General features: G+C 45.9%; 22 protein-coding genes and 1 other annotated feature. All 22 genes read right to left on the reverse strand.

The window, feature by feature from the left end; translation table 11 throughout:
* Nucleotides 1–306: 306 nt before the first annotated feature.
* A complete protein-coding gene (gene tuf, locus MKX46_RS12185) occupies nt 307–1,497 on the reverse strand; it encodes an elongation factor Tu (RefSeq protein ID WP_023990558.1) in 1,191 nt (396 codons plus the stop codon).
* 94 nt (nt 1,498–1,591) lie between these two features.
* On the reverse strand, nt 1,592–3,670 hold the full coding sequence (gene fusA, locus MKX46_RS12190; protein ID WP_029514491.1) for an elongation factor G: 2,079 nt from the start codon (nt 3,668–3,670) through the stop codon (nt 1,592–1,594).
* 47 nt (nt 3,671–3,717) lie between these two features.
* Complete coding sequence (gene rpsG, locus MKX46_RS12195) at nt 3,718–4,188, reverse strand: 30S ribosomal protein S7 (RefSeq protein ID WP_007432586.1); 471 nt, start codon at nt 4,186–4,188, stop codon at nt 3,718–3,720.
* Nucleotides 4,189–4,238: 50 nt separating this feature from the next.
* Nucleotides 4,239–4,661, reverse strand: coding sequence for a 30S ribosomal protein S12 (gene rpsL / locus MKX46_RS12200; protein WP_007432587.1), 423 nt, complete (start codon nt 4,659–4,661; stop codon nt 4,239–4,241).
* Nucleotides 4,662–4,805: 144 nt separating this feature from the next.
* On the reverse strand, nt 4,806–5,057 hold the full coding sequence (locus MKX46_RS12205) for a ribosomal L7Ae/L30e/S12e/Gadd45 family protein (RefSeq protein WP_007432588.1): 252 nt from the start codon (nt 5,055–5,057) through the stop codon (nt 4,806–4,808).
* 218 nt (nt 5,058–5,275) lie between these two features.
* Nucleotides 5,276–8,890, reverse strand: coding sequence for a DNA-directed RNA polymerase subunit beta' (gene rpoC / locus MKX46_RS12210; protein WP_029514492.1), 3,615 nt, complete (start codon nt 8,888–8,890; stop codon nt 5,276–5,278).
* A 140-nt stretch (nt 8,891–9,030) separates the two neighbouring features.
* Nucleotides 9,031–12,576: a DNA-directed RNA polymerase subunit beta gene (rpoB, locus tag MKX46_RS12215; protein ID WP_039274942.1), complete on the reverse strand. Its 3,546-nt coding sequence runs from the start codon at nt 12,574–12,576 to the stop codon at nt 9,031–9,033.
* A gap of 355 nt (nt 12,577–12,931) precedes the next feature.
* Nucleotides 12,932–13,534, reverse strand: a complete 603-nt coding sequence (locus MKX46_RS12220; RefSeq protein WP_341071267.1) for a class I SAM-dependent methyltransferase — start codon at nt 13,532–13,534, stop codon at nt 12,932–12,934.
* A gap of 148 nt (nt 13,535–13,682) precedes the next feature.
* Nucleotides 13,683–14,048 (reverse strand): 50S ribosomal protein L7/L12, encoded by a 366-nt coding sequence (gene rplL / locus MKX46_RS12225; RefSeq protein WP_029514495.1) that lies wholly within the window; start codon nt 14,046–14,048, stop codon nt 13,683–13,685.
* Between the two features lie 68 nt (nt 14,049–14,116).
* Nucleotides 14,117–14,620 carry a 50S ribosomal protein L10 gene (rplJ, locus tag MKX46_RS12230; RefSeq protein ID WP_013312168.1) on the reverse strand — a complete coding sequence of 168 codons (504 nt, stop codon included), beginning with the start codon at nt 14,618–14,620 and terminating at the stop codon, nt 14,117–14,119.
* A 74-nt stretch (nt 14,621–14,694) separates the two neighbouring features.
* Nucleotides 14,695–14,846, reverse strand: a sequence feature (ribosomal protein L10 leader region).
* Nucleotides 14,847–14,914: 68 nt separating this feature from the next.
* Nucleotides 14,915–15,607: a 50S ribosomal protein L1 gene (gene rplA / locus MKX46_RS12235; protein WP_013312169.1), complete on the reverse strand. Its 693-nt coding sequence runs from the start codon at nt 15,605–15,607 to the stop codon at nt 14,915–14,917.
* A gap of 87 nt (nt 15,608–15,694) precedes the next feature.
* Nucleotides 15,695–16,120: a 50S ribosomal protein L11 gene (gene rplK / locus MKX46_RS12240; protein ID WP_007432595.1), complete on the reverse strand. Its 426-nt coding sequence runs from the start codon at nt 16,118–16,120 to the stop codon at nt 15,695–15,697.
* Between the two features lie 73 nt (nt 16,121–16,193).
* The gene (gene nusG, locus MKX46_RS12245; protein WP_007432596.1) at nt 16,194–16,727 is read right to left on the reverse strand and encodes a transcription termination/antitermination protein NusG; all 534 of its coding nucleotides are present in this window, start codon (nt 16,725–16,727) and stop codon (nt 16,194–16,196) included.
* 22 nt (nt 16,728–16,749) lie between these two features.
* Nucleotides 16,750–16,941, reverse strand: a complete 192-nt coding sequence (gene secE, locus MKX46_RS12250) for a preprotein translocase subunit SecE (protein ID WP_013312170.1) — start codon at nt 16,939–16,941, stop codon at nt 16,750–16,752.
* A gap of 20 nt (nt 16,942–16,961) precedes the next feature.
* Nucleotides 16,962–17,111 (reverse strand): 50S ribosomal protein L33, encoded by a 150-nt coding sequence (gene rpmG, locus MKX46_RS12255; RefSeq protein WP_023990562.1) that lies wholly within the window; start codon nt 17,109–17,111, stop codon nt 16,962–16,964.
* Between the two features lie 334 nt (nt 17,112–17,445).
* Nucleotides 17,446–18,090 carry an RNA polymerase sporulation sigma factor SigH gene (gene sigH / locus MKX46_RS12260; protein ID WP_016324748.1) on the reverse strand — a complete coding sequence of 215 codons (645 nt, stop codon included), beginning with the start codon at nt 18,088–18,090 and terminating at the stop codon, nt 17,446–17,448.
* Between the two features lie 162 nt (nt 18,091–18,252).
* A complete protein-coding gene (locus MKX46_RS12265) occupies nt 18,253–18,774 on the reverse strand; it encodes an NYN domain-containing protein (protein ID WP_007432599.1) in 522 nt (173 codons plus the stop codon).
* A 4-nt stretch (nt 18,775–18,778) separates the two neighbouring features.
* A complete protein-coding gene (gene rlmB / locus MKX46_RS12270; RefSeq protein ID WP_340933288.1) occupies nt 18,779–19,525 on the reverse strand; it encodes a 23S rRNA (guanosine(2251)-2'-O)-methyltransferase RlmB in 747 nt (248 codons plus the stop codon).
* A 55-nt stretch (nt 19,526–19,580) separates the two neighbouring features.
* Nucleotides 19,581–20,039 carry a Mini-ribonuclease 3 gene (locus MKX46_RS12275; RefSeq protein ID WP_029514497.1) on the reverse strand — a complete coding sequence of 153 codons (459 nt, stop codon included), beginning with the start codon at nt 20,037–20,039 and terminating at the stop codon, nt 19,581–19,583.
* On the reverse strand, nt 20,036–21,439 hold the full coding sequence (gene cysS, locus MKX46_RS12280; RefSeq protein ID WP_029514498.1) for a cysteine--tRNA ligase: 1,404 nt from the start codon (nt 21,437–21,439) through the stop codon (nt 20,036–20,038). Before cysS ends, MKX46_RS12275 begins: the two co-directional genes overlap by 4 nt.
* A 24-nt stretch (nt 21,440–21,463) precedes the next feature.
* On the reverse strand, nt 21,464–22,144 hold the full coding sequence (gene cysE, locus MKX46_RS12285; RefSeq protein WP_029514499.1) for a serine O-acetyltransferase: 681 nt from the start codon (nt 22,142–22,144) through the stop codon (nt 21,464–21,466).
* Nucleotides 22,145–22,631: 487 nt separating this feature from the next.
* On the reverse strand, nt 22,632–24,092 hold the full coding sequence (gltX, locus tag MKX46_RS12290; RefSeq protein ID WP_029514500.1) for a glutamate--tRNA ligase: 1,461 nt from the start codon (nt 24,090–24,092) through the stop codon (nt 22,632–22,634).
* Nucleotides 24,093–24,120 lie beyond the last annotated feature (28 nt).

Raw genomic sequence — 24,120 nt, forward strand, 5'->3', positions numbered from 1 at the left:
TCGGACATACTCCGTGAAAATTTTCCGACAGCCCTCCCATGGCAAAGGGGCCGGGTGTGTCAGTAACCTCTCACATCATCGCACAGTCACAAACAACATTAGTTATTATATCGAATAGTTCTGCCTATTGCAAGCAAAAACGAAAAAACAATGCATCTTATTTTCAAAAGATACAATTGTGCTCGCAGCTCGCGATTTTTTCAAGAGAAAAGCCCCCGCACCAGGGCAGGGGCTCGTTAAGCTTCGTTCCAATACAACGTTACTCGTTCCAGTACACTGTTGCTCTATTTAAAGGCAAAAGCCTTCTTATTTGGAGATTGTTGCTACGGCACCAGCGCCAACTGTACGTCCGCCTTCACGAATAGAGAACTTAGTTCCTTCTTCGATAGCGATCGGGTTGATCAGTTGAACAGTAACCGTGATGTTATCACCAGGCATTACCATTTCGGAACCTTCTGGCAAAGTAATGATTCCAGTTACGTCAGTTGTACGGAAGTAGAACTGTGGACGGTAACCAGTGAAGAAAGGTTTGTGACGTCCGCCTTCTTCTTTAGTCAAAACGTAGATTTGAGCAGAAAATTCTGTATGTGGGTTAACAGAACCTGGTTTAGCCAATACTTGGCCGCGCTCGATTTGTGCACGATCTACACCGCGAAGCAGTGCGCCGATGTTGTCACCAGCTTGAGCGGAATCAAGCAATTTACGGAACATTTCTACGCCTGTTACTACGGATTTACGGGATTCTTCTTGAATACCGATGATTTCGATTTCGTCGCCCACTTTAACTGTACCACGCTCTACACGGCCTGTAGCAACTGTACCACGACCAGTGATGGAGAATACGTCCTCGACAGGCATAAGGAAAGGCTTGTCAGTGTCGCGTTCTGGAGTTGGGATGTAAGTGTCGATTGTTTCGAACATTTCAACGATTTTCTTAGCCCAGTCGCCATCTGGGTTTTGCAGTGCTTCACGAGCGGAACCACGAGTGATTGGAGTGTCGTCGCCTGGGAAGTCATACTCGCTCAGCAAGTCGCGAACTTCCATTTCAACCAATTCCAGCAACTCTTCGTCTTCAACCATGTCGCATTTGTTCAAGAATACAACGATATAAGGAACACCAACTTGGCGGGACAACAGGATGTGCTCGCGAGTTTGCGGCATTGGGCCGTCAGCTGCGGATACAACTAGAATCGCTCCGTCCATTTGTGCAGCGCCAGTGATCATGTTTTTAACATAGTCGGCGTGACCTGGGCAGTCAACGTGTGCATAGTGACGGTTAGGTGTTTCATACTCCACGTGTGCAGTGGAGATTGTGATACCGCGTTCGCGCTCTTCTGGAGCTTTATCGATTTGATCGAATGCTACAGCAGCACCACCGTAAGTTTTGGACAATACAGTTGTGATTGCAGCAGTCAAAGTAGTTTTACCATGATCGACGTGACCAATAGTACCGATATTAACGTGCGGTTTGTTACGCTCAAACTTAGCCTTTGCCATTTGAACAATTCCTCCTCAATAACTTGTATTATTTTAGGCTGCCGGATGCCCTTTTGGTAAAACCCAGAGCATACCGGTCAGCTGATACATTGTATTACTCGCCGCCTTTGGTTTTGGCAACGATTTCTTCAGCAATGCTCTTCGGAACTTCTTCATAATGAGAAAGTTCCATGGAGAACACACCGCGTCCTTGTGTACCGGAGCGAAGTGTAGTCGAGTATCCGAACATTTCGGACAAAGGCACCTTCGCACGAATGATTTGAGCTCCACTGCGGGAATCCATACCTTCAATCCGACCACGACGGGAGTTCAACATACCCATTACGTCACCCATATATTCCTCAGGAACCGTTACTTCAACTTTCATAATCGGCTCGAGCAATACTGGTTTACATTTGTCTTTCGCTGCTTTCAGCGCCATTGATCCGGCAATTTTAAATGCCATTTCATTGGAATCGACATCATGGTATGATCCGTCCACGATTGTAGCTTTAACGTCCACAAGCGGGAAGCCTGCGATAACGCCGTTTTTCATTTGTTCCTCAATACCAGCAAGAGCAGGAGCGATGTACTCTCTAGGAACAGAGCCGCCGACTACCTTACTTTCGAATTGACTACCAGTACCTGGCTCAAGCGGTTCGAACTCAACCCATACGTGACCATATTGACCACGACCACCGGACTGACGAACGAATTTACCTTCGACACGTGCTGGAGCACGGAACGTTTCACGGTAAGCAACCTGTGGTTTACCCACATTTGTTTCTACCTTGAACTCACGACGCATACGGTCAATGATGATGTCCAAGTGAAGCTCACCCATACCCGCCAAGATGGTTTGGCCTGTTTCTTCGTTAGTATGAGCGCGAAGAGTCGGATCCTCTTCAGTCAACTTACCGAGAGCTACAGACATTTTATCTTGGTCAGCTTTGGTTTTAGGCTCAACCGCGATTTCGATAACCGGATCAGGGAAGTTCATGGACTCGAGAATAACAGGACTCTTCTCATCACACAGTGTATCACCTGTACCTGTATCTTTCAAACCTACGGCAGCCGCAATATCACCAGAGTAAACTACAGTGATTTCTTGACGACTGTTCGCATGCATTTGAAGAATACGTCCGATACGTTCGCGTTTACCTTTTGTTGCATTCAATACGTAAGAACCGGATTGAAGAACACCGGAGTATACGCGGAAGAATGTCAACTTACCAACGTAAGGATCCGTCATGATTTTGAATGCCAATGCGGAGAATGGCTCTTCATCGGAAGAGTGACGTTCAACTTCCGTACCGTCTTCCAAATGCCCTTGAATACTTGGCACATCAATAGGAGCCGGCAAATAGTCGAGAACAGCATCCAACATCAGCTGAACACCTTTATTGCGGTAAGAAGATCCACAGATAACTGGGAAGATTTTAACTTCTACAACACCTTTACGGAGAGCGGCTTTAATTTCGGCAACCGAAATTTCTTCGCCTTCCAGGTATTTCATTGTCAATTCTTCGTCCAGTTCAGCAACCTTCTCGATCAATTCATTACGAAGTTCTTCAACTTGATCTTTGAATTCCGCAGGAACTTCTACTTCTTCGATATCTTGACCAAGATCATCTTTGTACATATGAGCTTTTTGTTCAACGATATCGATAATACCAGTAAAATCATTTTCTGCGCCGATTGGCAATTGAATCGCAACTGCGTTCGCTTGAAGGCGATCACGCATGTCAGAGACAACATTCAGGAAGTCGGCACCAATGATATCCATTTTGTTTACATATGCGATCCGTGGAACGCCGTAGCGATCAGCCTGTCTCCATACGGTTTCGGACTGAGGCTCAACGCCTTCTTTCGCACTGAAAACACCAACTGCTCCGTCCAATACACGAAGGGAACGTTCAACTTCAACAGTGAAGTCAACGTGCCCCGGGGTGTCGATGATATTGACGCGATGACCTTTCCAGGCAGCGGTCGTCGCAGCGGAAGTAATCGTGATTCCGCGCTCTTGTTCTTGTTCCATCCAGTCCATTGTCGCAGCGCCTTCGTGAACTTCACCGATTTTGTGCGTACGGCCTGTGTAGAACAAGATCCGCTCCGTTGTTGTGGTTTTACCCGCGTCAATATGAGCCATGATCCCGATATTACGTGTATTTTTCAAGGAGAACTCTCTTGCCATGAAATGGGTCTCCCTTCAAAATTGAAGTTATTTTTTTGAGCTGAATCCTACCAACGATAGTGAGCAAACGCTTTGTTCGCTTCAGCCATTTTGTGCGTGTCTTCACGTTTTTTCACGGAAGCGCCTGTGTTGTTGGAAGCATCGATAATTTCAGCCGCCAAACGCTCTTCCATGGTTTTCTCACCGCGGTTGCGGGAGTAGTTTACGAGCCAACGTAATCCCAGGGACGTACGTCTTTCTGGTTTTACCTCGATTGGTACTTGGTAGTTGGCACCGCCGACACGGCGTGCTTTAACTTCCAGGACTGGCATGATATTCTTGATAGCTGCTTCAAAAACTTCCATCGGGTCATTCCCCGTACGTTCTTGGATAAGCTTGAACGCATTGTACAGAATGCTTTGAGCAACGCCTCGTTTTCCGTCGAGCATGATGCGATTGATCAAGCGGGTAACCAACTTGCTGTTGTATACCGGATCTGGCAACACGTCTCTTTTGGTAACTGGACCTTTGCGTGGCATGGATATCCCCCTTTCTTACATGTTAAACCGACATACGCGGTTTATATTCATTAGGATTTTTTAGCTTTAGGGCGTTTTGCGCCGTATTTGGAACGAGCTTGCATGCGGTTGTTTACGCCTGCAGTATCCAAAGCACCGCGAACGATATGGTAACGCACACCCGGAAGGTCTTTTACACGACCGCCGCGAATCAGCACTACGCTGTGTTCTTGAAGGTTATGTCCAATACCTGGAATGTAAGCAGTCACCTCTACACGGTTCGTCAAGCGAACACGAGCATATTTACGAAGTGCGGAGTTTGGTTTTTTCGGAGTCATAGTACCTACACGAGTGCACACTCCGCGTTTTTGCGGGGCACTGATGTCGGTAGCTTCACGTTTCAAGGCATTAAAACCTTTTTGCAAAGCCGGTGATTTCGATTTCTCGATTTTGGCTTGACGTCCTTTACGAACCAGTTGGTTAATAGTTGGCATGTTGGTTGCCACCCCCTTCCTCAATTTTTGCTGTTACTTTACAAACCTTATCTAAGCCCACAGACCCAGGCGGTTCATAAAAGAACAAATGAAAAGTCTTTGCCGCCAAGAATAACGATTCCTTAGACAAAAACGTTCCTTACCCTATTGTTTTACGATAGCAGCCATTGCAGCTCCCACTTCAATCCCACATGCAGCTCCGAGATTTTTCATTGTGTCTACGAGAGTCACTTTGACTCCTTGCTTGTTGCACAAAGCAATGATGTTGGAAGTGAGACGCTGATCTGCGTCTTCTGCCACATATACTTCTGAGGCAAAGCCCAATTCTACCATACGAATGGTTTGTTTGGTACCGATTTTGACATGAGCATCTTGCAGTCCCTGTTCTTTAGACATATCTCATTCCTCCGAAAAGACCCAATAGCATATAGGCTGCTCACGCACCTTTGCTATATTAGCATTGACTATAAGTAATGTCAAGACAAATATAAACCATAATTCATTTAAACAGAATAACACGATTCATTTTTGAAAAAAGCACCGGAGCACCGTCTACTGCAGCTTTTATGCAAAGCTTATGTCAGCGGTGTTCCGGTAATCATACTATTTTTGTATTACTCTGCCGAAATTGGTTCGAGCTCCTCAGATGGAGACTGCCCCTCTTCCGGCTGGGCAAATTTCACGCTACGGTAACGGTTCATACCTGTTCCCGCAGGAATCAATTTACCAATAATTACGTTCTCTTTCAGTCCAAGCAGCTGATCAACCTTGCCTTTAATAGCTGCATCAGTCAGGACACGAGTAGTTTCCTGGAAGGATGCTGCTGACAAGAAGGAGTCAGTTTCCAGAGATGCCTTGGTAATACCGAGCAGTACTGGCTTAGCTACCGCTGGTTCTTGGCCGCTGAGAATCGCTATCTTGTTCGCATTTTCATACTCATGGACATCAACAAAGGAGCCTGGAAGTAAGATTGTGTCGCCCGCATCAATGATACGGATTTTACGCAACATTTGACGAATCATAACTTCTACGTGCTTGTCGTTGATTTCTACGCCCTGGTTCCGGTATACGCGTTGAACTTCCTGAAGGATATAGTTCTGTACCCCGCGAATACCTTTAATACGCAGCATTTCTTTAGGATCAATTGAACCATCCGTCAGTTCGTCCCCAGCTTCAACAGTCATACCTTCGCTTACGCGCAGGCGGGAACCATACGTTACTGAGTATGTTTTCGTTTCAGCTTCACCCTGAATGTCGATCTCACGGCGGTCTTTACCTTCACGAACTTCTTTAACTGTACCGTCAATTTCACTAATCGTTGCCTGACCTTTAGGATTACGCGCTTCAAAAAGCTCCTGGATACGAGGCAAACCTTGTGTAATATCGTCACCCGCTACGCCGCCTGTGTGGAACGTACGCATAGTAAGCTGTGTTCCCGGCTCACCGATGGATTGTGCAGCGATGATACCAACTGCTTCACCAATCTCAACGTGTTTACCAGTCGCCAGATTGCGACCGTAACATTTCTTGCAGACGCCATGTTTAGCACGGCAACTTAATACAGAACGTATTTGAACTTTGTGTACGCCAGCTTTAACAATCGCTTCAGCTTTGTCGGAGTCAATCAATTCGTTACGTCTAGCCAAAATCTCGCCAGTCTCAGGATGACGTACCGTTTCAAAGCAATAGCGACCTTCCAGACGGTCATAGAGATCTTCAATTACTTCTTTACCATCCTGGATACGACTTACTGTGAAGCCTTTATCCGTTCCGCAGTCTTCTTCACGCACGATAACATCCTGTGCGACATCTACGAGACGACGAGTCAGGTAACCCGAGTCAGCCGTACGAAGGGCAGTATCCGCCAAACCTTTACGCGCTCCGTGAGTGGAGATGAAGTACTCGAGTACTGTCAGACCTTCACGGAAGTTTGATTTGATTGGGAGTTCGATAATACGTCCGGATGGATTCGCCATCAGACCACGCATACCGCCGAGCTGAGTAATCTGTGATTTGTTACCCCGCGCTTTGGAGTCCACCATCATCATGATGGAGTTGTAGCGATCCATGGACTTCATCAATACTTCAGTAATATCATCTTTCGCTTTAGACCAAATATCGATAATCCGGTCATAGCGTTCTTCATTCGTAATCAGACCACGACGGTACTGATTCGTTACAACTTGCGCTTTGTCTTCGGATCCCTTAAGAATCTCTTGTTTTTCCACCGGCACGATTACGTCCGATACAGCAACCGTTACCCCTGCACGAGTGGAATACGTAAAGCCAAGCTGCTTGATTTTATCCAGAATTACAGCTGTTTCTGTTGTATGGTAAGTCTCAAAACAACGGGCAATGATATTACCAAGGTAATCCTTGCCTACCCCGCTAGCTTGCGGAGCGTTTTGAATGGCTTCTGTAAGATTTACACCCTTCTCGTAAACAAAGAACTCCTCCGCAGTACCATAAAGCAGGTTCGCACGGGTAGCATCATTGATGTACGGGAAGCTTGCCGGGAAAATTTCATTAAAGATAATTTTACCAACCGTTGTGATCAACATCGCTTCCTGTTGTTTTTCCGTAAAGCTCGTTTTATTCAAAGCTTTAACCGGAATAGCTACACGAGCATGAAGTCCAGCTGTACCACGTTGGTAAGCCGATATAGCTTCATTCATGTTGCGAAGGATCATATTACTTCCTTCTTCTTCTTTGTTATCCATAGTCAGATAGAAAGAACCAAGAACCATATCCTGGGAAGGTGTAACAACTGGCTTGCCGTCTTTCGGATTCAAAATGTTGCCGGATGCCAGCATAAGCAAACGAGCTTCAGCTTGGGCTTCCGCAGACAACGGAACGTGAACAGCCATTTGGTCACCGTCAAAGTCGGCATTATATGCAGTACATACGAGCGGATGCAGACGAATCGCACGACCTTCAACCAAAATCGGTTCGAACGCCTGGATACCGAGTCTATGCAACGTAGGGGCACGGTTCAGAAGAACCGGATGCTCCTTGATTACTTCTTCCAGCACATCCCATACTTCTGCACTCACACGCTCTACTTTACGCTTCGCGCTCTTGATATTGTGCGCCAAACCTTTGTTCACCAGTTCTTTCATAACAAAAGGTTTGAACAGTTCCAGCGCCATTTCTTTTGGCAAACCGCATTGATACATTTTCAAGTACGGACCTACAACGATAACGGAACGACCAGAGTAGTCAACACGTTTTCCGAGCAAGTTTTGACGGAAACGTCCTTGTTTACCTTTCAGCATGTGGCTGAGGGATTTCAAAGGACGGTTACCTGGACCTGTAACAGGACGACCACGACGACCATTATCAATCAAGGCGTCAACAGCTTCCTGCAACATCCGTTTTTCATTTTGTACGATAATATCTGGCGCACCTAGATCTAACAGACGTTTCAGACGGTTATTACGGTTAATAACACGACGATACAAGTCGTTAAGGTCAGAGGTAGCGAAACGACCACCATCCAACTGTACCATTGGACGAAGCTCAGGAGGAATAACAGGAAGTACGTCCATGATCATCCAATCCGGTTGGTTGCCTGAGTTACGGAAGGCCTCAATAACTTCAAGGCGTTTGATCGCACGGTTACGACGTTGTCCTTGAGCTGTACGCAGCTCTTCTTTCAAAAATTCTAACTCTTTGTCTATATCCAAATCTTGAAGAAGCTTTTTAACCGCTTCAGCACCCATACCTGCCTGGAAGCCATAGCCGTATTTCTCACGGTAGCTACGGTATTCTTTTTCGGACAGGAGTTGTTTTTTCTCCAAAGGCGTATCTCCTGGATCGGTTACAACATAAGATGCGAAGTAAATGATCTCTTCCAGAGATCTTGGAGACATATCAAGAGCAAGACCCATACGACTTGGAATGCCTTTGAAGTACCAAATGTGCGATACAGGAGCAGCCAACTCAATATGGCCCATACGCTCACGGCGAACCTTAGCGCGAGTAACTTCTACTCCACAACGGTCACAGACAACACCTTTATAGCGTACACGTTTGTACTTACCGCAATGACATTCCCAGTCTTTCGTAGGTCCGAAAATTTTCTCGCAAAATAGTCCTTCTTTTTCCGGTTTAAGCGTACGATAGTTAATCGTCTCCGGTTTTTTGACTTCTCCGCGGGACCAAGAACGAATCTTTTCGGGGGAAGCAAGCCCGATTTTCATATATTCGAAATTGTTAACGTCCAACAAGGAGCAACCCTCCTTAACCAAATCCTGAGTTTTTAGGTTTGATACCGCCCAGCAGCACCGGGCGGTATCAAGAAACCTGATCCATCCTAGAATGGATCAAGGTATATAACAAAGCTGATATGAGTCAGTTAGCAGTCAAACTACTCTACGCCAACCTCAGAGCCTTCCAGATTCAAACTCAGCTTATCGCCGCTTGTGTCATCCTCATCATCAAGCTCTCTCATTTCGATCTCTTGTTCGTCTTCAGACAGAATCTTCACGTCCATACCCAAGCTTTGCAGCTCTTTGATCAAGACCTTAAATGATTCTGGAACACCCGGTTCAGGTACATTTTCACCTTTGACAATGGATTCGTAAGTTTTAACACGTCCAACCACATCATCGGATTTCACAGTCAAAATTTCCTGAAGCGTGTACGCCGCGCCGTAGGCTTCCAATGCCCATACTTCCATCTCCCCGAAGCGCTGTCCACCGAATTGAGCTTTACCACCCAATGGTTGCTGCGTAACGAGAGAGTAAGGACCTGTAGAACGAGCATGGATTTTATCATCGACCATGTGCGCCAGTTTGATCATGTGCATGACACCGACAGTAACTTCACGTTCAAAACGATCACCCGTACGTCCGTCATACAACACAGTCTTACCATTACGCTGCATGCCTGCCTCTTCCATTGTATCGAACACGTCATACTCCTTGGCACCATCGAATACTGGAGTTGCCACATGAATACCAAGACGCATTGCAGCCATACCCAGATGGACTTCAAGCACCTGTCCGATGTTCATCCGTGAAGGTACCCCCAGCGGGTTCAGAACGACCTGTACTGGTGTGCCATCCGGCAGGAACGGCATATCTTCTTCAGGCAAAATACGGGCAACGACACCCTTGTTACCGTGACGTCCAGCCATTTTATCGCCTTCGGAGATTTTACGTTTTTGAGCAATATATACACGAACCAACTGATTTACACCTGGTGGCAGTTCATCACCATTTTCACGTGTAAACACCTTTACATCTACAACAATCCCATCTGTTCCGTGAGGAACTCTCAAAGAAGTATCGCGAACCTCGCGTGCCTTCTCACCAAAGATTGCGTGTAAGAGACGTTCTTCAGCTGTCAATTCAGTCACACCTTTAGGTGTAACTTTACCAACAAGAATGTCACCTGCACCGATTTCGGCACCAATACGAATGATTCCACGCTCATCCAAGTTGCGAAGCGCCTCTTCACCGACATTTGGAATGTCACGAGTGATTTCTTCAGGTCCAAGTTTCGTGTCACGAGCCTCGGATTCGTATTCTTCAATATGGATCGAGGTGTATACATCCTCCTTGACCAGTTTCTCACTCAGCAGGATCGCATCCTCGTAGTTGTAACCTTCCCAAGTCATGAAGGCAACGACAACGTTACGTCCCAACGCCAACTCACCCATCTCCGTAGATGGACCATCTGCAAGAATATCGCCAACTTTGACAATATCTCCTCTGTTCACAATCGGACGTTGGTTAATGCAAGTTCCTTGGTTAGATCGCATAAATTTGTGTAATTTATACTTAACAATGTCGCCCTTCACTTCAGCACCATCTACAGTTTCGATACGACGCAACCAAATTTCGTTAGCCGAAGAACGTTCGATAACTCCGTTATATTTGGACACAACGCAAACACCAGAATCTTTTGCAGACTTGTGCTCCATTCCTGTTCCGACCAATGGAGACTTTGGAATCAAAAGTGGGACAGCCTGACGTTGCATGTTGGAACCCATCAATGCGCGGTTAGAGTCATCATTCTCCAGAAACGGAATCAGTGCTGTCGCAACTGATACGACCTGTTTAGGTGATACGTCCATGTAATCGACACGGCTACTAGCCATTGGAATAATGTTATCAGACTGTTTGTTATAACGGACAATGACGACCTCATCCTTAAAGGTGTTTTCCTCCGTCAATTCCGCGTTCGCCTGAGCTACGATGTAGTTATCTTCTTCATCAGCAGTCAGGTAATCAATCTGGTCTGTAACTTTTCCGGTTTTCGGATCTACCCAACGATAAGGAGCTTCGATAAATCCGTACTCGTTGATACGTGCAAATGTGGACAAAGAGTTGATCAAACCAATGTTTGGTCCCTCTGGTGTCTCGATAGGACACATACGGCCGTAGTGACTTGGATGGACGTCACGCACTTCCATGCCTGCGCGTTCACGCGTCAAACCGCCGGGTCCGAGTGCGGACAGACGACGTTTGTGCGTTAATTCAGCAAGCGGGTTTGTCTGATCCATAAACTGTGACAGCTGCGAGCTACCAAAGAACTCTTTAATCGAAGCAATTACTGGACGTATGTTAATCAACGCTTGTGGCGTAATTACATTAGCATCCTGAATCGACATTCTTTCACGCACCACGCGTTCCATACGGGATAAACCGATACGGAACTGGTTTTGGAGCAACTCACCTACAGAACGTAAACGACGGTTACCCAAATGGTCAATATCGTCCGTACTTCCGATACCGTGAAGCAAGTTAATAAAATAACTGATGGAGGAAATAATATCGGCAGGCGTAATATTCTTAACCGATTTATCAATATTTCCGTTAGCAATCAGTTTTACTACTTTACCGTCCTCGATTGGCGAAAACACATCAATCGTTTGAAGTGGAATATCATTGCTTTCCAGCACGCCGCTAGCAACATGATACGTGCGGTGTCCTACTGATTCCTCCAGTTGGGCCAGAATCTCGTCCAACAGGCGACGATCCACCATTTGTCCTGCTTCAGCGATAATTTCACCAGTTGTTGTATCAATCAATGTCTCAGCAAGACGTTGATTGAACAGACGGTTTTTGATGTGAAGCTTTTTATTGATTTTGTAACGGCCTACGTTGGCCAGATCATAACGTTTTGGATCAAAGAAGCGTGCAACAAGCAAGCTCTTTGCGTTATCCAGTGTAGGTGGCTCACCCGGGCGAAGACGCTCATAAATTTCAATCAGCGCTTTCTCCGTGGAATCCGTATTGTCTTTATCAAGTGTGTTGCGGATATATTCGTCATTGCCGAGCAAATCCAGAATCTCAGCATCAGTGCCAAAGCCAAGTGCACGCAGCAACACCGTAACCGGAATTTTACGGGTACGGTCAATCCGGACATAGATAATATCCTTCGCATCCATCTCCAGTTCGAGCCAAGCCCCCCGGTTAGGAATTACCGTTGCGGTGTATGTTGTTTTCGCATTCTTGTCGACTTTTGTGCTGAAATAGACGCTGGGAGAGCGAACCAACTGGCTGACAATAACCCGTTCCGCACCGTTAATAATAAACGTACCCGTTTCAGTCATCAGCGGGAAGTCTCCCATGAATACTTCCTGCTCTTTCACTTCCCCGGTCTCTTTATTAATAAGCCGGACTTTTACCCGAAGCGGTGCTGCATACGTAACGTCGCGTTCCTTTGCGTCGTCAACGGTATATTTGGGTTCTCCGAGAGAATAGTCGATAAACTCCAAAATCAGATTTCCAGTGAAATCTTGAATTGGTGAAATATCCCGAAACATTTCCCGTAATCCTTCCTCCAAAAACCAATCATAGGATTTTTGTTGGATCTCAATCAGGTTCGGAACCTCGAGTACCTCATTAATACGTGCATAACTGCGCCGAGTGCGTCGACCATATTGAACAAGATGTCCTGCCAACTTAAACTCACCCCTCATGTCTACTCACTTTAAAAATACATTGCGAACCTCTGTTTGTGACCTTATAATAAGACACATACAGAAGATTCAATCTTACAAATACAGAAAAGCCCTTACTCGAATGCATTCGAAAAAAGAGCAACGTATCTGCAGAATCTTCTTACCGGAAGATCTTCATCACTTGTAGATTTGCCCAAAATGGTTGTATTATACGTAATAGTGATAAATACTATACCTACTACGCATAAATCTATTGACATTTCAATAAACTAAAGCCATGGAGGGCATCCTAATACTGACATTTTATAATGATATCACAGACCAGGATTCAAGTCAATGGTCCTATTGCATTTTCTTAAAAACTTTTTTTGGCTTTCAAAATTCGATAGCCTTTATCCTTTGTAACTTCCTCCACATGACCGAAAAGACTCTCTATCTTAGCACTCGCCGAAGGGGCCCCCTGCTTTTTCTGAATGACTACCCACAAAGCTCCACCCTCATTTAAATGCTCATAAGCAAGTTCAAAAATGGTATGCACTGTTTCTTTTCCTGCACGTATAGGAGGATTCGTCAAAATCACGTCAAAACGTTCATTCTTCACTTCCGCAAACAAATTGCTTTGCTTAATGGTGACATTCTTAACCCCATTACGTTCCGCATTCTCTATCGCTAGTTGAACGGCTCGCTCATTAATATCAACCATTGTGACGTGTCCTTCTGGGACAAGCGCGGCTGCCGCCAAACCAATCGGCCCGTAACCGCATCCTACATCTAATACCGAGGCTTGTGCAGGAAGCTGCATCGCTTCAATCAGCACGCGACTCCCATAATCAATGCCCTGCTTCGAAAAAACGCCTGAATCGCTGACAAAACGGTATGACCGCCCCCGCAGCACTGTTTCCAGGCTCCGTCTTTCATGCGCCGTCTCTGGCCGCTTGGAGTAGTAATGATCAGCCATTCATGCCCACCTCTTTCGGTTGTACTACCATCATAGCCTTTACAATTACCTTTCAGACATGCTGGCACTACCGTTTTACAGCAACAAACCCCTTGAAGATCACCTCAAGGGGTTTGTTTTAGTTCATTGTCTGCTAGAAAGCAGTCAATTATTTCACTTCTACAGAAGCGCCTGCTTCTTCCAATTTTGCTTTAATGGATTCAGCTTCTTCTTTAGCGATTTTTTCTTTCAGTGGTTTTGGAGCGTTGTCAACCAGTTCTTTTGCTTCTTTCAGGCCAAGACCTGTGATTTCGCGAACTGCTTTGATAACGTTGATTTTGGAACCGCCAGCGCTTGTCAAGATTACGTCGAACTCGGATTGCTCAGCTTCAGCTGCGCCACCTGCTGCGCCACCTGCTACAGCTACTGGAGCTGCTGCAGTTACGCCGAATTCTTCTTCGATTGCTTTCACGAGATCGTTCAGTTCCAATACGGACATACCTTTAATTGCTTCCAAGATTTGCTCTTTACTCATGGTTGAACCTCCATTTAAATTCGTATTTTTTTGTTCTCAACTGCTATACAGCAGGTTTAATCCCTAACTTATGCGCTTTGCTCTTCTTTTTCTGCAACAGCTTTAACTGCAAGCGCGAAGTTGCGCACAGGAGCTTGAAGCACGCTGAGGAGCATGGAAAGGAGACCTTCGCGGGATGGCAGTTCTGCCAGTGCTTTGATTTCCTCAACACCGATAACGCGACCTTCTACAACTGCACCTTTCAGTTCCAGTGCATTGTTCTTCTTAGCGAAATCGTTCAAGATTTTAGCTGCAGACACTGCATCATCTTTGCCGAACGCGATTGCAGTAGGACCTGTCAATACTGCGTCCAGTTCAGTCAATTCTGCTGCCGCAGTTGCACGGCGGAGCAGTGTGTTTTTCAGCACTTGAAATTCGATTCCGGCTTCGCGAAGCTGCTTACGCAGCTCAGTTACTTGGGCAACATTCAGACCGCGATAGTCTGCAACCACAGTCGTTACGCTCTCACGTAATTTTGCAGCTACAACTTCAACAGCTTCTTGTTTTGCTTGAATCACCTTTGCATTTGCCAAACTGTACACCTCCTGATCAATTTATCCGCTTTGTTCGAAGCACCCGATCTGGTGATCTCACAAAGCTTGCTTTCATAAGCATGAAAAAAGCCTCCGTAGAGTACGAAGGCTTGATAAATCTACATGGACGGGACAAGCCCTTCACATGAAACGTTCTATCATAACACCTCGGTAGGAAATTAAGCCCTAAGGCACCTACTGTCTACGGTAAGCATATTCAACTTTAATGGTCAGTCACAAGGACTCACAACTTTTATAGAATAACAATTTTGATTGAACATGTCAATCAAAATATTATCTGTAAACAGATGCGTTCACACGTGCACTTGGTCCCATAGTCGAAGAAATAGCGATGTTTTTCAGGTATACACCTTTAGCAGCCGCTGGCTTCGCACGGTTCAAGGCTTCAACCAAGGCTTTAAGGTTCTCGTTCAGCTGTTCAGCACTGAAGGAAGCTTTGCCGATTGGTGCATGAATTTGACCGGCTTTGTCGAGACGGTATTCGATTTTACCGGCTTTAATTTCTTGAACAGCCTTGGCAACGTCGAAAGTAACTGTGCCTGCTTTAGGGTTAGGCATCAAACCTTTACCACCGAGCAAACGACCCAGTTTACCAACCTCACTCATCATATCAGGTGTCGCAACGCAGACGTCGAATTCAAACCAGCCTTGTTGGATTTTGTTGATCATATCTTGATCGCCAACAAAATCAGCGCCAGCAGCTTCCGCTTCTTTCACTTTGTCACCTTTTGCAAATACCAGAACGCGTTGTGTTTTACCCGTACCATGCGGCAGGACAACAACACCACGAACAGCCTGGTCTTGTTTACGGGAATCTACGCCCAGACGAACTGCAGCTTCAACGGTTTCGTCGAATTTAGCAGTCGCAGCCTTTTTCACCAGTTCAACGGCTTCTAAAGGCTCGTAAGTTGCTTCGCTGTCAATCAGCTTAGCAGCTTCCAGGTACTTCTTACCATGTTTAGCCATAATGTTTTCCTCCTTATGTGGTATTAGCGGATATTCCTCCCACACTTGCCGGACAGTCAAACTGCCGGCACACGTAGATTAATAAAATTAATCTACGATGGTGATACCCATGCTGCGAGCAGTACCTTCAACCATACGCATTGCCGATTCTACGGAAGCTGCGTTAAGGTCAGGCATTTTTTGCTCTGCAATTTGACGAACAGCAGCGCGATTTACAGTTGCAACTTTCGTTTTATTCGGTTCACCGGAACCTTTTTCGATTTTAGCAGCAACTTTCAACAGAACAGCAGCCGGTGGAGTTTTGGTGATGAACGTAAAAGAACGATCCTCAAATACCGAAATTTCAACCGGAATAATCAGGCCTGCTTGATCAGCAGTACGAGCATTGAACTCTTTACAGAATGCCATGATGTTGACACCTGCTTGACCCAAAGCTGGACCTACTGGAGGCGCTGGATTAGCTTTCCCTGCAGGAATCTGCAGTTTTACCATTTTAATTACCTTTTTTGCCATGGATGACACCTCCTTGACTCAATAGTGGTAGACGGACCTATCGATCCTCCCACAAGAAACCTGTAAGAAAAATCTATATTTTCTCCACTTGAGTATAATCCAACTCAAGCGGGGTTTCCCGTCCAAACATGTTGACGTGAACTTTAAGCTTGCTCTTCTCAACCAAAATTTCTTCCACGGAGCCCACAAAATTCGCAAAAGGACCAACTTTAATTCGCACGGATTCCTTAACATCGAATTCAATCTTCGGTTTCGGCTCTACCATGCCCATATGCTTCAGAATCTGTTCAACTTCTTCTGGAAGCAATGGCGTCGGTTTGGAACCCGAGCCTGTTGACCCTACAAATCCCGTAACACCTGGTGTGTTGCGTACAACATACCAAGAGTCGTCGGTTTGGACCATTTCGACTAAGACATAACCAGGGTAGACTTTACGCATAACGGTTTTTTTCTTACCGTCCTTGGTTACCAGTTCTTCTTCCATAGGAACAAGAACACGGAATATCTTGTCTTCCATGCCCATGGACTCAACGCGTTTTTCCAAATTGGCTTTGACTTTGTTCTCATACCCTGAATAGGTATGAACGACGTACCATCTTTTTTCCATATCAAGCCACCTGGAACCCTTCCTAGATAATCGCTTCGATCACAGCGGAAATGCCGATGTCGAGAACCCAAAAATAAATCGTGACGAACGCAATTGTCCCTATGACAATCAGCGTATAGTTGGTCAGTTCTTTACGATTGGGCCAGCGAACCTTCTTGAGTTCAGCCCAGCTTTCAGAGAAAAAGGAAAACAGAGACTTGAAACTGCGTTTCACGCCGACTACACCTCCAAAAACTATCTGGTTTCCCGATGAGAAGTCTGTTCGTTACAGGACTTACAGAATTTCTTCATCTCCATGCGGTCGGGGTGATTACGCTTGTTTTTCGTCGTTGTGTAATTTCTTTGTTTGCATGTTGTACAAGCCAAAGTAATAATTACCCGCATGATGTGCACCTCCCGAAGACATCCAACACCGGAAGTCTCATAATTGATCCTAAAAAAACCGCGAATTTAGGCCTACCTAAAACACTTTATCACACGGGGTTTTCCATGTCAACGAATGTTTGCATACAATTCGCAGTCCCGACTGTGGTGCATTTTAACATCTGTGCATCCTTTTAAACTGTTCTCTGAAAAGCCGCTTCAAAAATCAAGGCGATATCTATTATTCGTCTTTTTTAGTATAAATCATTTGTAACACTTATAAACCTGCATAGCCTACCTATAACGAATAAAAAAAGACTCGGACTCGAGCCTTTTTCCCTGTCAGCCTCTACTTTCAACTATCTCTTACTTCCAGATACTTTTCAAGTTTACGCTTGACCCGTTGCAGCGCGTTATCAATGGATTTCACATGGCGGTCAAGATCCTCTGCAATCTCCTGATACGAACGTCCGTCCAGATACAACATAAGTACCTTGCGTTCCAGTTCGCTCAGAATCTCGGACATCTTGTCCTCAAGGCCCACAAATTCTTCCTGATTGATGATCAGCTCTTCAGGGTCACTTACTTGTGTTCCGCAAATCACATCGAGCAATGTCCGGTCTGACTCTTCATCATAGATGGGCTTGTCCAGAGACACGTAAGAGTTCAGAGGAATGTGCTTTTGTCGTGTAGCCGTCTTAATTGCCGTAATAATCTGTCGTGTAATGCACAACTCGGCGAAAGCCTTGAACGAAGCAAGCTTGTCTCCCTTAAAATCACGAATGGATTTGTAGAGACCAATCATGCCCTCCTGAATAATATCCTCGCGATCAGCACCAATCAGGAAGTAGGATCTGGCCTTGGCCCGCACAAAGTTCCGGTATTTGTTGATCAGAAACTCCAGCGCTTCCCCATCACCTTCATGGACTGCTCCGACAATGTCTTCATCATTTTTGTAATCAAACTTTGACAACATGATATCCTTGAGGTCCACACTCACTAACAATCCCTCCGGCTGCAACGCAAGGTACCCGTTACTCTCTCAAATATACGACAAGTATACGCGATGTAACCTGATACCGTCAACCACAACAACCTAAAAAAGAAGAGCGCTAACAAAATTGTCAATGGTTTCAAAATGGAGTGGCGTCCAATTATTGGTTTATTCTCTTCTCCATCGTTCAAACAACTTTCGAAGCTCCGGGCTCAGTTTAGCATCTAGCGAGTTACGGGACAATTTAGCACTATCCTGCTGGATTCGCTTCTGCACTTCTCTTTCGGATTCCTCAATCTCGATCAGTAATTCTCGCGCCGACACCCTAAGTGCACCTTGCCCAAATGCGACATGTTGCTCTACCTGATCGCTTGTCGCTACGTAAATACTTCTTCTTTTACTGCTCAGCTCCCGAACCAATCGCTCGATGCACTCATCAGCAGTTTCTTTTTCTCTGGTAAAATAAATCTGGACTTTGCTCTGAGCAAAAGTTTTACCTAATCCTGGCACCCTGTAAGCATCAAATACGACGATGACTCTTCTGCCGGAATACGCCTGATGATCCGCCAGTCGTTCAAGAAGTCTGTCCCTCGCTTCCTGCATACCAGATTGTACCAGTGCGGAAAGTTCGGGCCAGGCTCCAATCATGTTGTAACCGTCCACAAGCAGAACATCCCGCGTGTCAGCCATATCGTTAGCCCCGTGCCTGTCGTCCGCGCAATACTTCGTACATGACAACACCTGCAGCTACAGAAGCATTAAGGGAATTAATTTGCCCCGCCATTGGCAGCTTGACGAGTACATCGCATTTCTCACGAATCAAACGGCCCATACCTTTATTTTCGTTACCAATGACAATGGCTACTGGTCCCGTGAATACTCCATTCCCAAAGACAGGGTCTGTCGCTGTAACATCCGTGCCAACTACCCATACACCTTCTTCTTTAAGACGATCAATGGTTTGTCCCAGATTGTTTACACGCGCCACCGGAACGTACTCCACAGCACCTGCCGATGTTTTGGACACCGTTACAGTTATAGCTGCAGAACGCCTTTTCGGCACAATAACACCATGCGCTCCAGTACAGTCCGCTGTACGAAGGATGGAGCCCAAATTATGAGGGTCTTCAATCTCATCCAGCAAAATCAAAAACGGCTCTTCTCCCTTATCACGAGCAGTTGCGAGCAATTCTTCCACTTCAACATAGGCAAAAGGCGCAGCTTGCGCGACCACTCCCTGATGTTGAATGCCCGGAACCATTTGATCCAGCTTACGCTTGTCCACCTGCAAAACAATAATTCCTGCTTTTTTCGCCTCAGCTGTAATCGGCAGTGTCAAATGTTTTTGCGCATTATCCGCAATCCAAATTTTATTTATTGTTCTGCCTGAACGCAATGCCTCCGTTACCGAATGCTTACCGGCAATCCATTCTTCTTCCATCTCTAGCTTCCTCCCGGGAAACGGCTGATACTTGTTCCATCCAGTCCATTCCCATTTATGATTTTCCTGTATTTTCCATTTGCGCAATTCCGTACGTAATCAACTCTCTTAATCTGTCCAAATGTCCATCACAATAAAGAGATCCAATCAACCCCTCCAGTGCAGTGGCGTGCCGATACTCAAGCACATCAGCATTTTTGGGCAAACTTCCTGATTTAGCATTTCTTCCTTGTCGGACAATATCGCGTTCTTCTTCCGTCAGTACATTTTCCAATAGCCCTAACATGCGACTCTGCGCCTTGGCGGAGACTAGCCCTGTGGCTCGCCGATGCAGATGATTTGGACGCAGGTTAGGCTGTGCCAACAAATATTGCCGGACAGCTACCTCGTACACTGCATCACCAATGTAAGCTAGTGCAATGGGAGGCATCAAACGTGCTGGCTTGGACGCAGGGTACGGGAACCAGTTCCCCGTACCTTCCGATGCTCCTGAGTTCAGTGGCTTATCATTCATTTTCGCCGCCACCGCATCCCCTGCGCCGTATCTTCAAGCACAATGCCTTTTGCAGCCAACAGATCGCGAATTTCGTCAGCTCTACCCCAATTTCTGGTCTTACGAGCTTCGACACGTTCTGCAATTAACTGCTCAATTTCGTCATCCAGCAACTCTTCACTCGGCTCCGAATAAATGCGAAGCACGTTATTCATCGAATGAAAGGTATGCAATACAGCTTGTAATTCTGCCTGATGTACGACATCTCGTTGCAACAAATGGTTTGCTTCGCTAACCCAATCGAATACAGCAGTAATCGCATCAGGTGTGTTGAAATCATCATTCATTTTTTCGCCAAACTGCTGCAAAATTCCGTCGAGCTTCGTTTGCAGTTCCGTCGATACTCCCTCATTACCTTTCAGCGCATTAGCTAAACGATGCTTCACATTGGCAACTGCATTGGCGATCCGTTCGACACTGTTCTCCGCCTGACTCATAGTCTCTTGGTTGTAGTTTAACGGATTTCGGTAATGCGTCGACAACATAAAATAACGTATAGCCTCAGGCTTGTGATGAGCGCGCAAATCTTTAACTAAAATACCATTACCGAGTGATTTCGACATTTTTTCATTATCTATGCGAATATATCCGTTATGCATCCAGTAGCGGGATAATGGCTTACCTGTAATCACTTCGGATTGTGCGCATTCACATTCATGATGCGGAAATTGCAGATCCTGTCCGCCCCCATGAATATCCAGTGTATCCCCCAAATAATGGCGAGCCATAGCAGAGCATTCGATATGCCAGCCTGGTCGTCCATTTCCCCAAGGGCTCGACCAATGAATTTCGCCCGGCTTCGCTGCCTTCCAGAGTACAAAGTCCTCGGCATTTTCCTTGCGTTCATCCACATTGATACGAATTCCGAACTGAAGCTCTTCCAGATTTTGACCTGACAGTTGTCCGTAATCTTTGAACTTTTTGGTCCGATAGAACACGTCGCCATCATTCTCATAGGCATAGTCTTTGTCTACCAATTCCTTAATAAAATCAATAATCAGATCCATGCTCTCTGTTACACGAGGGTTCATACTGGCAGCAGGAACATTCAATCCTGTCAGATCCTCATGGTAGGCAGCAATAAATTTCTCAGCAACTGCCGAAACATTCATGTCAAGTTCCCGAGCTTTGCGGATTAGTTTATCATCGACATCCGTAAAATTCACCACATAGTTTACATCATAGCCCAAGTACTCCAGGTAGCTACGCACCACATCAAATACAATTACAGGTCGTGCATTGCCAATATGAATGTAATCATACACGGTAGGACCGCATACATACATTTTAACCTTTCCAGGCTCCAGTGGCACAAAAGGCTCCCGACTCCTCGTCATTGTATTATAAATTTGAAGCGGCATTGTTATGTTCCTCCCTCATGAAAATCATTTTTCTAATGTATTCTCTTGGGCCACCTGATGTTTCTGAGCGGATGCCCCATCCTTCAAATCAGACATTTCTGCACGCAAACGTTCTATTTCCCGTTGAAGCTCTCGCATAGAATCCACAACCGGATCAGGCAACTGATGACTAAGTCGGTCTGGACGCCTACCATCCTGTCTGACAACTCGCCCCGGGATGCCCACCACCGTACTGTTTGGTGGAACTTCTTTGAGCACAACCGAGTTAGAGCCAATGTTGGATTGTGCCCCAATCGTGAAAGAGCCTAATATCTTCGCACCAGAGCCGATAACAACATTATTCCCAATGGTCGGATGGCGCTTACCTTTCTCTTTCCCAGTCCCGCCGAGTGTGACCCCCTGATACAATACGACATCGTCGCCAATCTCACAGGTTTCCCCGATGACAACTCCCATGCCATGGTCAATGAACAGCCGATCTCCGATACGAGCGCCAGGATGAATTTCAATGCCTGTCATAAACCTTGATACCTGGGATATAACACGGGCTAGAGTACACCAGTTTCGCAAATAAAACCAATGTGCGATTCGGTGTGCCCAAAGGGCATGAACACCGGAATACGTAAAAATGACCTCCAGCTTACTCCGGGCGGCCGGATCATTATCCAAAACAGTCTGAATGTCGGATTTGAAATGTCTGAACATGTCGCCCTCCTATTCCCTTCATATCCTTGCCGCATCATCACAACACTTCACGTTCCGCCAATTTTCGCATCCACCAGCACTCTTCGACATTTTTCTATCTATAACGAGTCTGAGTCTGATAAAAAAGAAAAAGCGCCTCCGCAGCCTAAGCTGCAGAGACGCATGAACGTGGTCCCACTCTGCTTTCGAACATATCTGCTGCATAAAAAGCAGATAATCCGTCTTTGGCGTCCTGTAACGGGAACGAATCGGCACGCCCTTGTCACATCAGCATTTGATGCTAATGAGGGTTCGGGCGCACGGCTCCCAGGCGCATTTCCTCCGCAGGTCAACTGGACGGCTCTCAGCCTGGGGTTTCCCCTCGACCGTCCTCTCTGGCAGATGCCCTTATGCAGTGTACTTCTCCTGTTCGCAGCCTTTACACGTAAATATCAATCCGTATCAATGGAGTCATTATAGCGAAAAGACAACAAATTGACAAGAAATATCAGCCTTTAATTTGTGCCTTGAGACGATCCAGTACCTTGTCACGTCCAAGCAAAAAGATAGTTTCATTCAGATCCCGTCCATGCGTTTGGCCTGTAAGAGCCACACGAATCGGCATGAATAATTGTTTCCCCTTAAAACCGGTTTCCTTTTGAACTTCTTTGATCAGCTTAGCCATTTGTGGAGCTGTAAATTCCTCACTCGTTTCAACTTTACCTGCAAAAGCTCTAAGTACCTCAGGAACCTGCTCTTCGGCCAATACAGCTGCTGCTTCAGCATCCAGTTCCAGATGTGAACGGAAAAACAACTCAGACAACGTTACAATATCGGACGCAGATGTCATCTGTTCCTGGTATAAGCGAACAAGGGCCTTAGCCCAATCCAGTTGTTCCGCAGACAGCTCAGTAGGCAACAGCCCCGCTGTCTGGAGATGTGGAATCGCCATGCTGGCAATTCGCTCAGGATCAGCCTTTTTAATATAGTGATTGTTCAAATAAGCAAGCTTATTTGTATCAAACACAGCTGGACTTTTGGACAAACGATTAGGATCGAAAATCGAAATCAGTTGTTCCCGATCATAGATCTCTTCTTCGCCTTCTGGGGACCAACCCAGCAGTGCGATGAAGTTGAATATAGCTTCTGGCAAATAGCCCAACTTGTCATACTGCTCCATAAACTGAATAATGGATTCGTTACGTTTACTGAGCTTTTTGTGATCCTCACCTACAATCAGCGTCATATGACCGAAGCGTGGCGGTTCCCACCCGAGAGCTTCAAAGATCATCAACTGCCGCGGTGTATTGGAAACATGGTCTTCGCCCCGTAGTACATGCGATATTTTCATCAAATAATCGTCAACTGCTACAGCGAAGTTATATGTCGGAATACCGTCTTTTTTGACGATAACAAAATCGCCGCTTTCCTTGGAATTGAACGTAATTTGTCCTTTAACGATATCGTCAAACGTATATTCACGATCTTCCGGTACACGAAAACGAATACTTGGTACACGGCCCTCTGCTTCAAATGCCTGGCACTGTTCTTCTGTTAGATCACGATGTTTTCCAGAATAGCGCGGTGTCTCCCCACGTGCCGTCTGCTCTTCACGCTCGCGCTCCAGCTCTTCTTCAGTGCAGTAACAGCGGTAAGCCAAACCACGATCCAGCAAATCCTGCCAGTATGTTTTATATATGTCCAAGCGTTCAGTCTGACGATAAGGTCCAAACTCTCCTCCCACGTCTACGCTCTCATCCCAGTCCATACCCAACCATTTCAAATATTTAAGTTGGCTTTCTTCTCCGCCCTCAATATTGCGCTTCACATCTGTGTCTTCGATACGAATAATAAATTTCCCACCTTGATTGCGGGCAAACAAATAATTAAATAATGCCGTTCTGGCATTTCCAATGTGCAGATGCCCTGTAGGGCTTGGTGCATAACGTACACGAACTTCCGTGCTCATATAATCTCCTCCAAATTGAATTACTCAA

The organism is Paenibacillus sp. FSL P4-0113, assembly GCF_038009305.1.
In the GTDB taxonomy this organism is placed as follows: Bacteria; Bacillota; Bacilli; order Paenibacillales; family Paenibacillaceae; genus Paenibacillus; species Paenibacillus polymyxa_D.

Excerpts from the sequence above, each read along its gene's own strand:
- tuf (WP_023990558.1), bottom strand. The coding sequence starts at position 1,497 with ATGGCAAAGGCTAAGTTTGAGCGTAACAAACCGCACGTTAATATCGGT.
- fusA (WP_029514491.1), bottom strand. The coding sequence starts at position 3,670 with ATGGCAAGAGAGTTCTCCTTGAAAAATACACGTAATATCGGGATCATG.
- rpsG (WP_007432586.1), bottom strand. The coding sequence starts at position 4,188 with ATGCCACGCAAAGGTCCAGTTACCAAAAGAGACGTGTTGCCAGATCCG.
- rpsL (WP_007432587.1), bottom strand. The coding sequence starts at position 4,661 with ATGCCAACTATTAACCAACTGGTTCGTAAAGGACGTCAAGCCAAAATC.
- MKX46_RS12205 (WP_007432588.1), bottom strand. The coding sequence starts at position 5,057 with ATGTCTAAAGAACAGGGACTGCAAGATGCTCATGTCAAAATCGGTACC.
- MKX46_RS12220 (WP_341071267.1), bottom strand. The coding sequence starts at position 13,534 with ATGGCTGATCATTACTACTCCAAGCGGCCAGAGACGGCGCATGAAAGA.
- rplL (WP_029514495.1), bottom strand. The coding sequence starts at position 14,048 with ATGAGTAAAGAGCAAATCTTGGAAGCAATTAAAGGTATGTCCGTATTG.
- rplA (WP_013312169.1), bottom strand. The coding sequence starts at position 15,607 with ATGGCTAAACATGGTAAGAAGTACCTGGAAGCTGCTAAGCTGATTGAC.
- rplK (WP_007432595.1), bottom strand. The coding sequence starts at position 16,120 with ATGGCAAAAAAGGTAATTAAAATGGTAAAACTGCAGATTCCTGCAGGG.
- nusG (WP_007432596.1), bottom strand. The coding sequence starts at position 16,727 with ATGGAAAAAAGATGGTACGTCGTTCATACCTATTCAGGGTATGAGAAC.
- rpmG (WP_023990562.1), bottom strand. The coding sequence starts at position 17,111 with ATGCGGGTAATTATTACTTTGGCTTGTACAACATGCAAACAAAGAAAT.
- MKX46_RS12265 (WP_007432599.1), bottom strand. The coding sequence starts at position 18,774 with ATGGCTGACACGCGGGATGTTCTGCTTGTGGACGGTTACAACATGATT.
- rlmB (WP_340933288.1), bottom strand. The coding sequence starts at position 19,525 with ATGGAAGAAGAATGGATTGCCGGTAAGCATTCGGTAACGGAGGCATTG.
- MKX46_RS12275 (WP_029514497.1), bottom strand. The coding sequence starts at position 20,039 with ATGAATGATAAGCCACTGAACTCAGGAGCATCGGAAGGTACGGGGAAC.
- cysS (WP_029514498.1), bottom strand. The coding sequence starts at position 21,439 with ATGCCGCTTCAAATTTATAATACAATGACGAGGAGTCGGGAGCCTTTT.
- cysE (WP_029514499.1), bottom strand. The coding sequence starts at position 22,144 with ATGTTCAGACATTTCAAATCCGACATTCAGACTGTTTTGGATAATGAT.
- gltX (WP_029514500.1), bottom strand. The coding sequence starts at position 24,092 with ATGAGCACGGAAGTTCGTGTACGTTATGCACCAAGCCCTACAGGGCAT.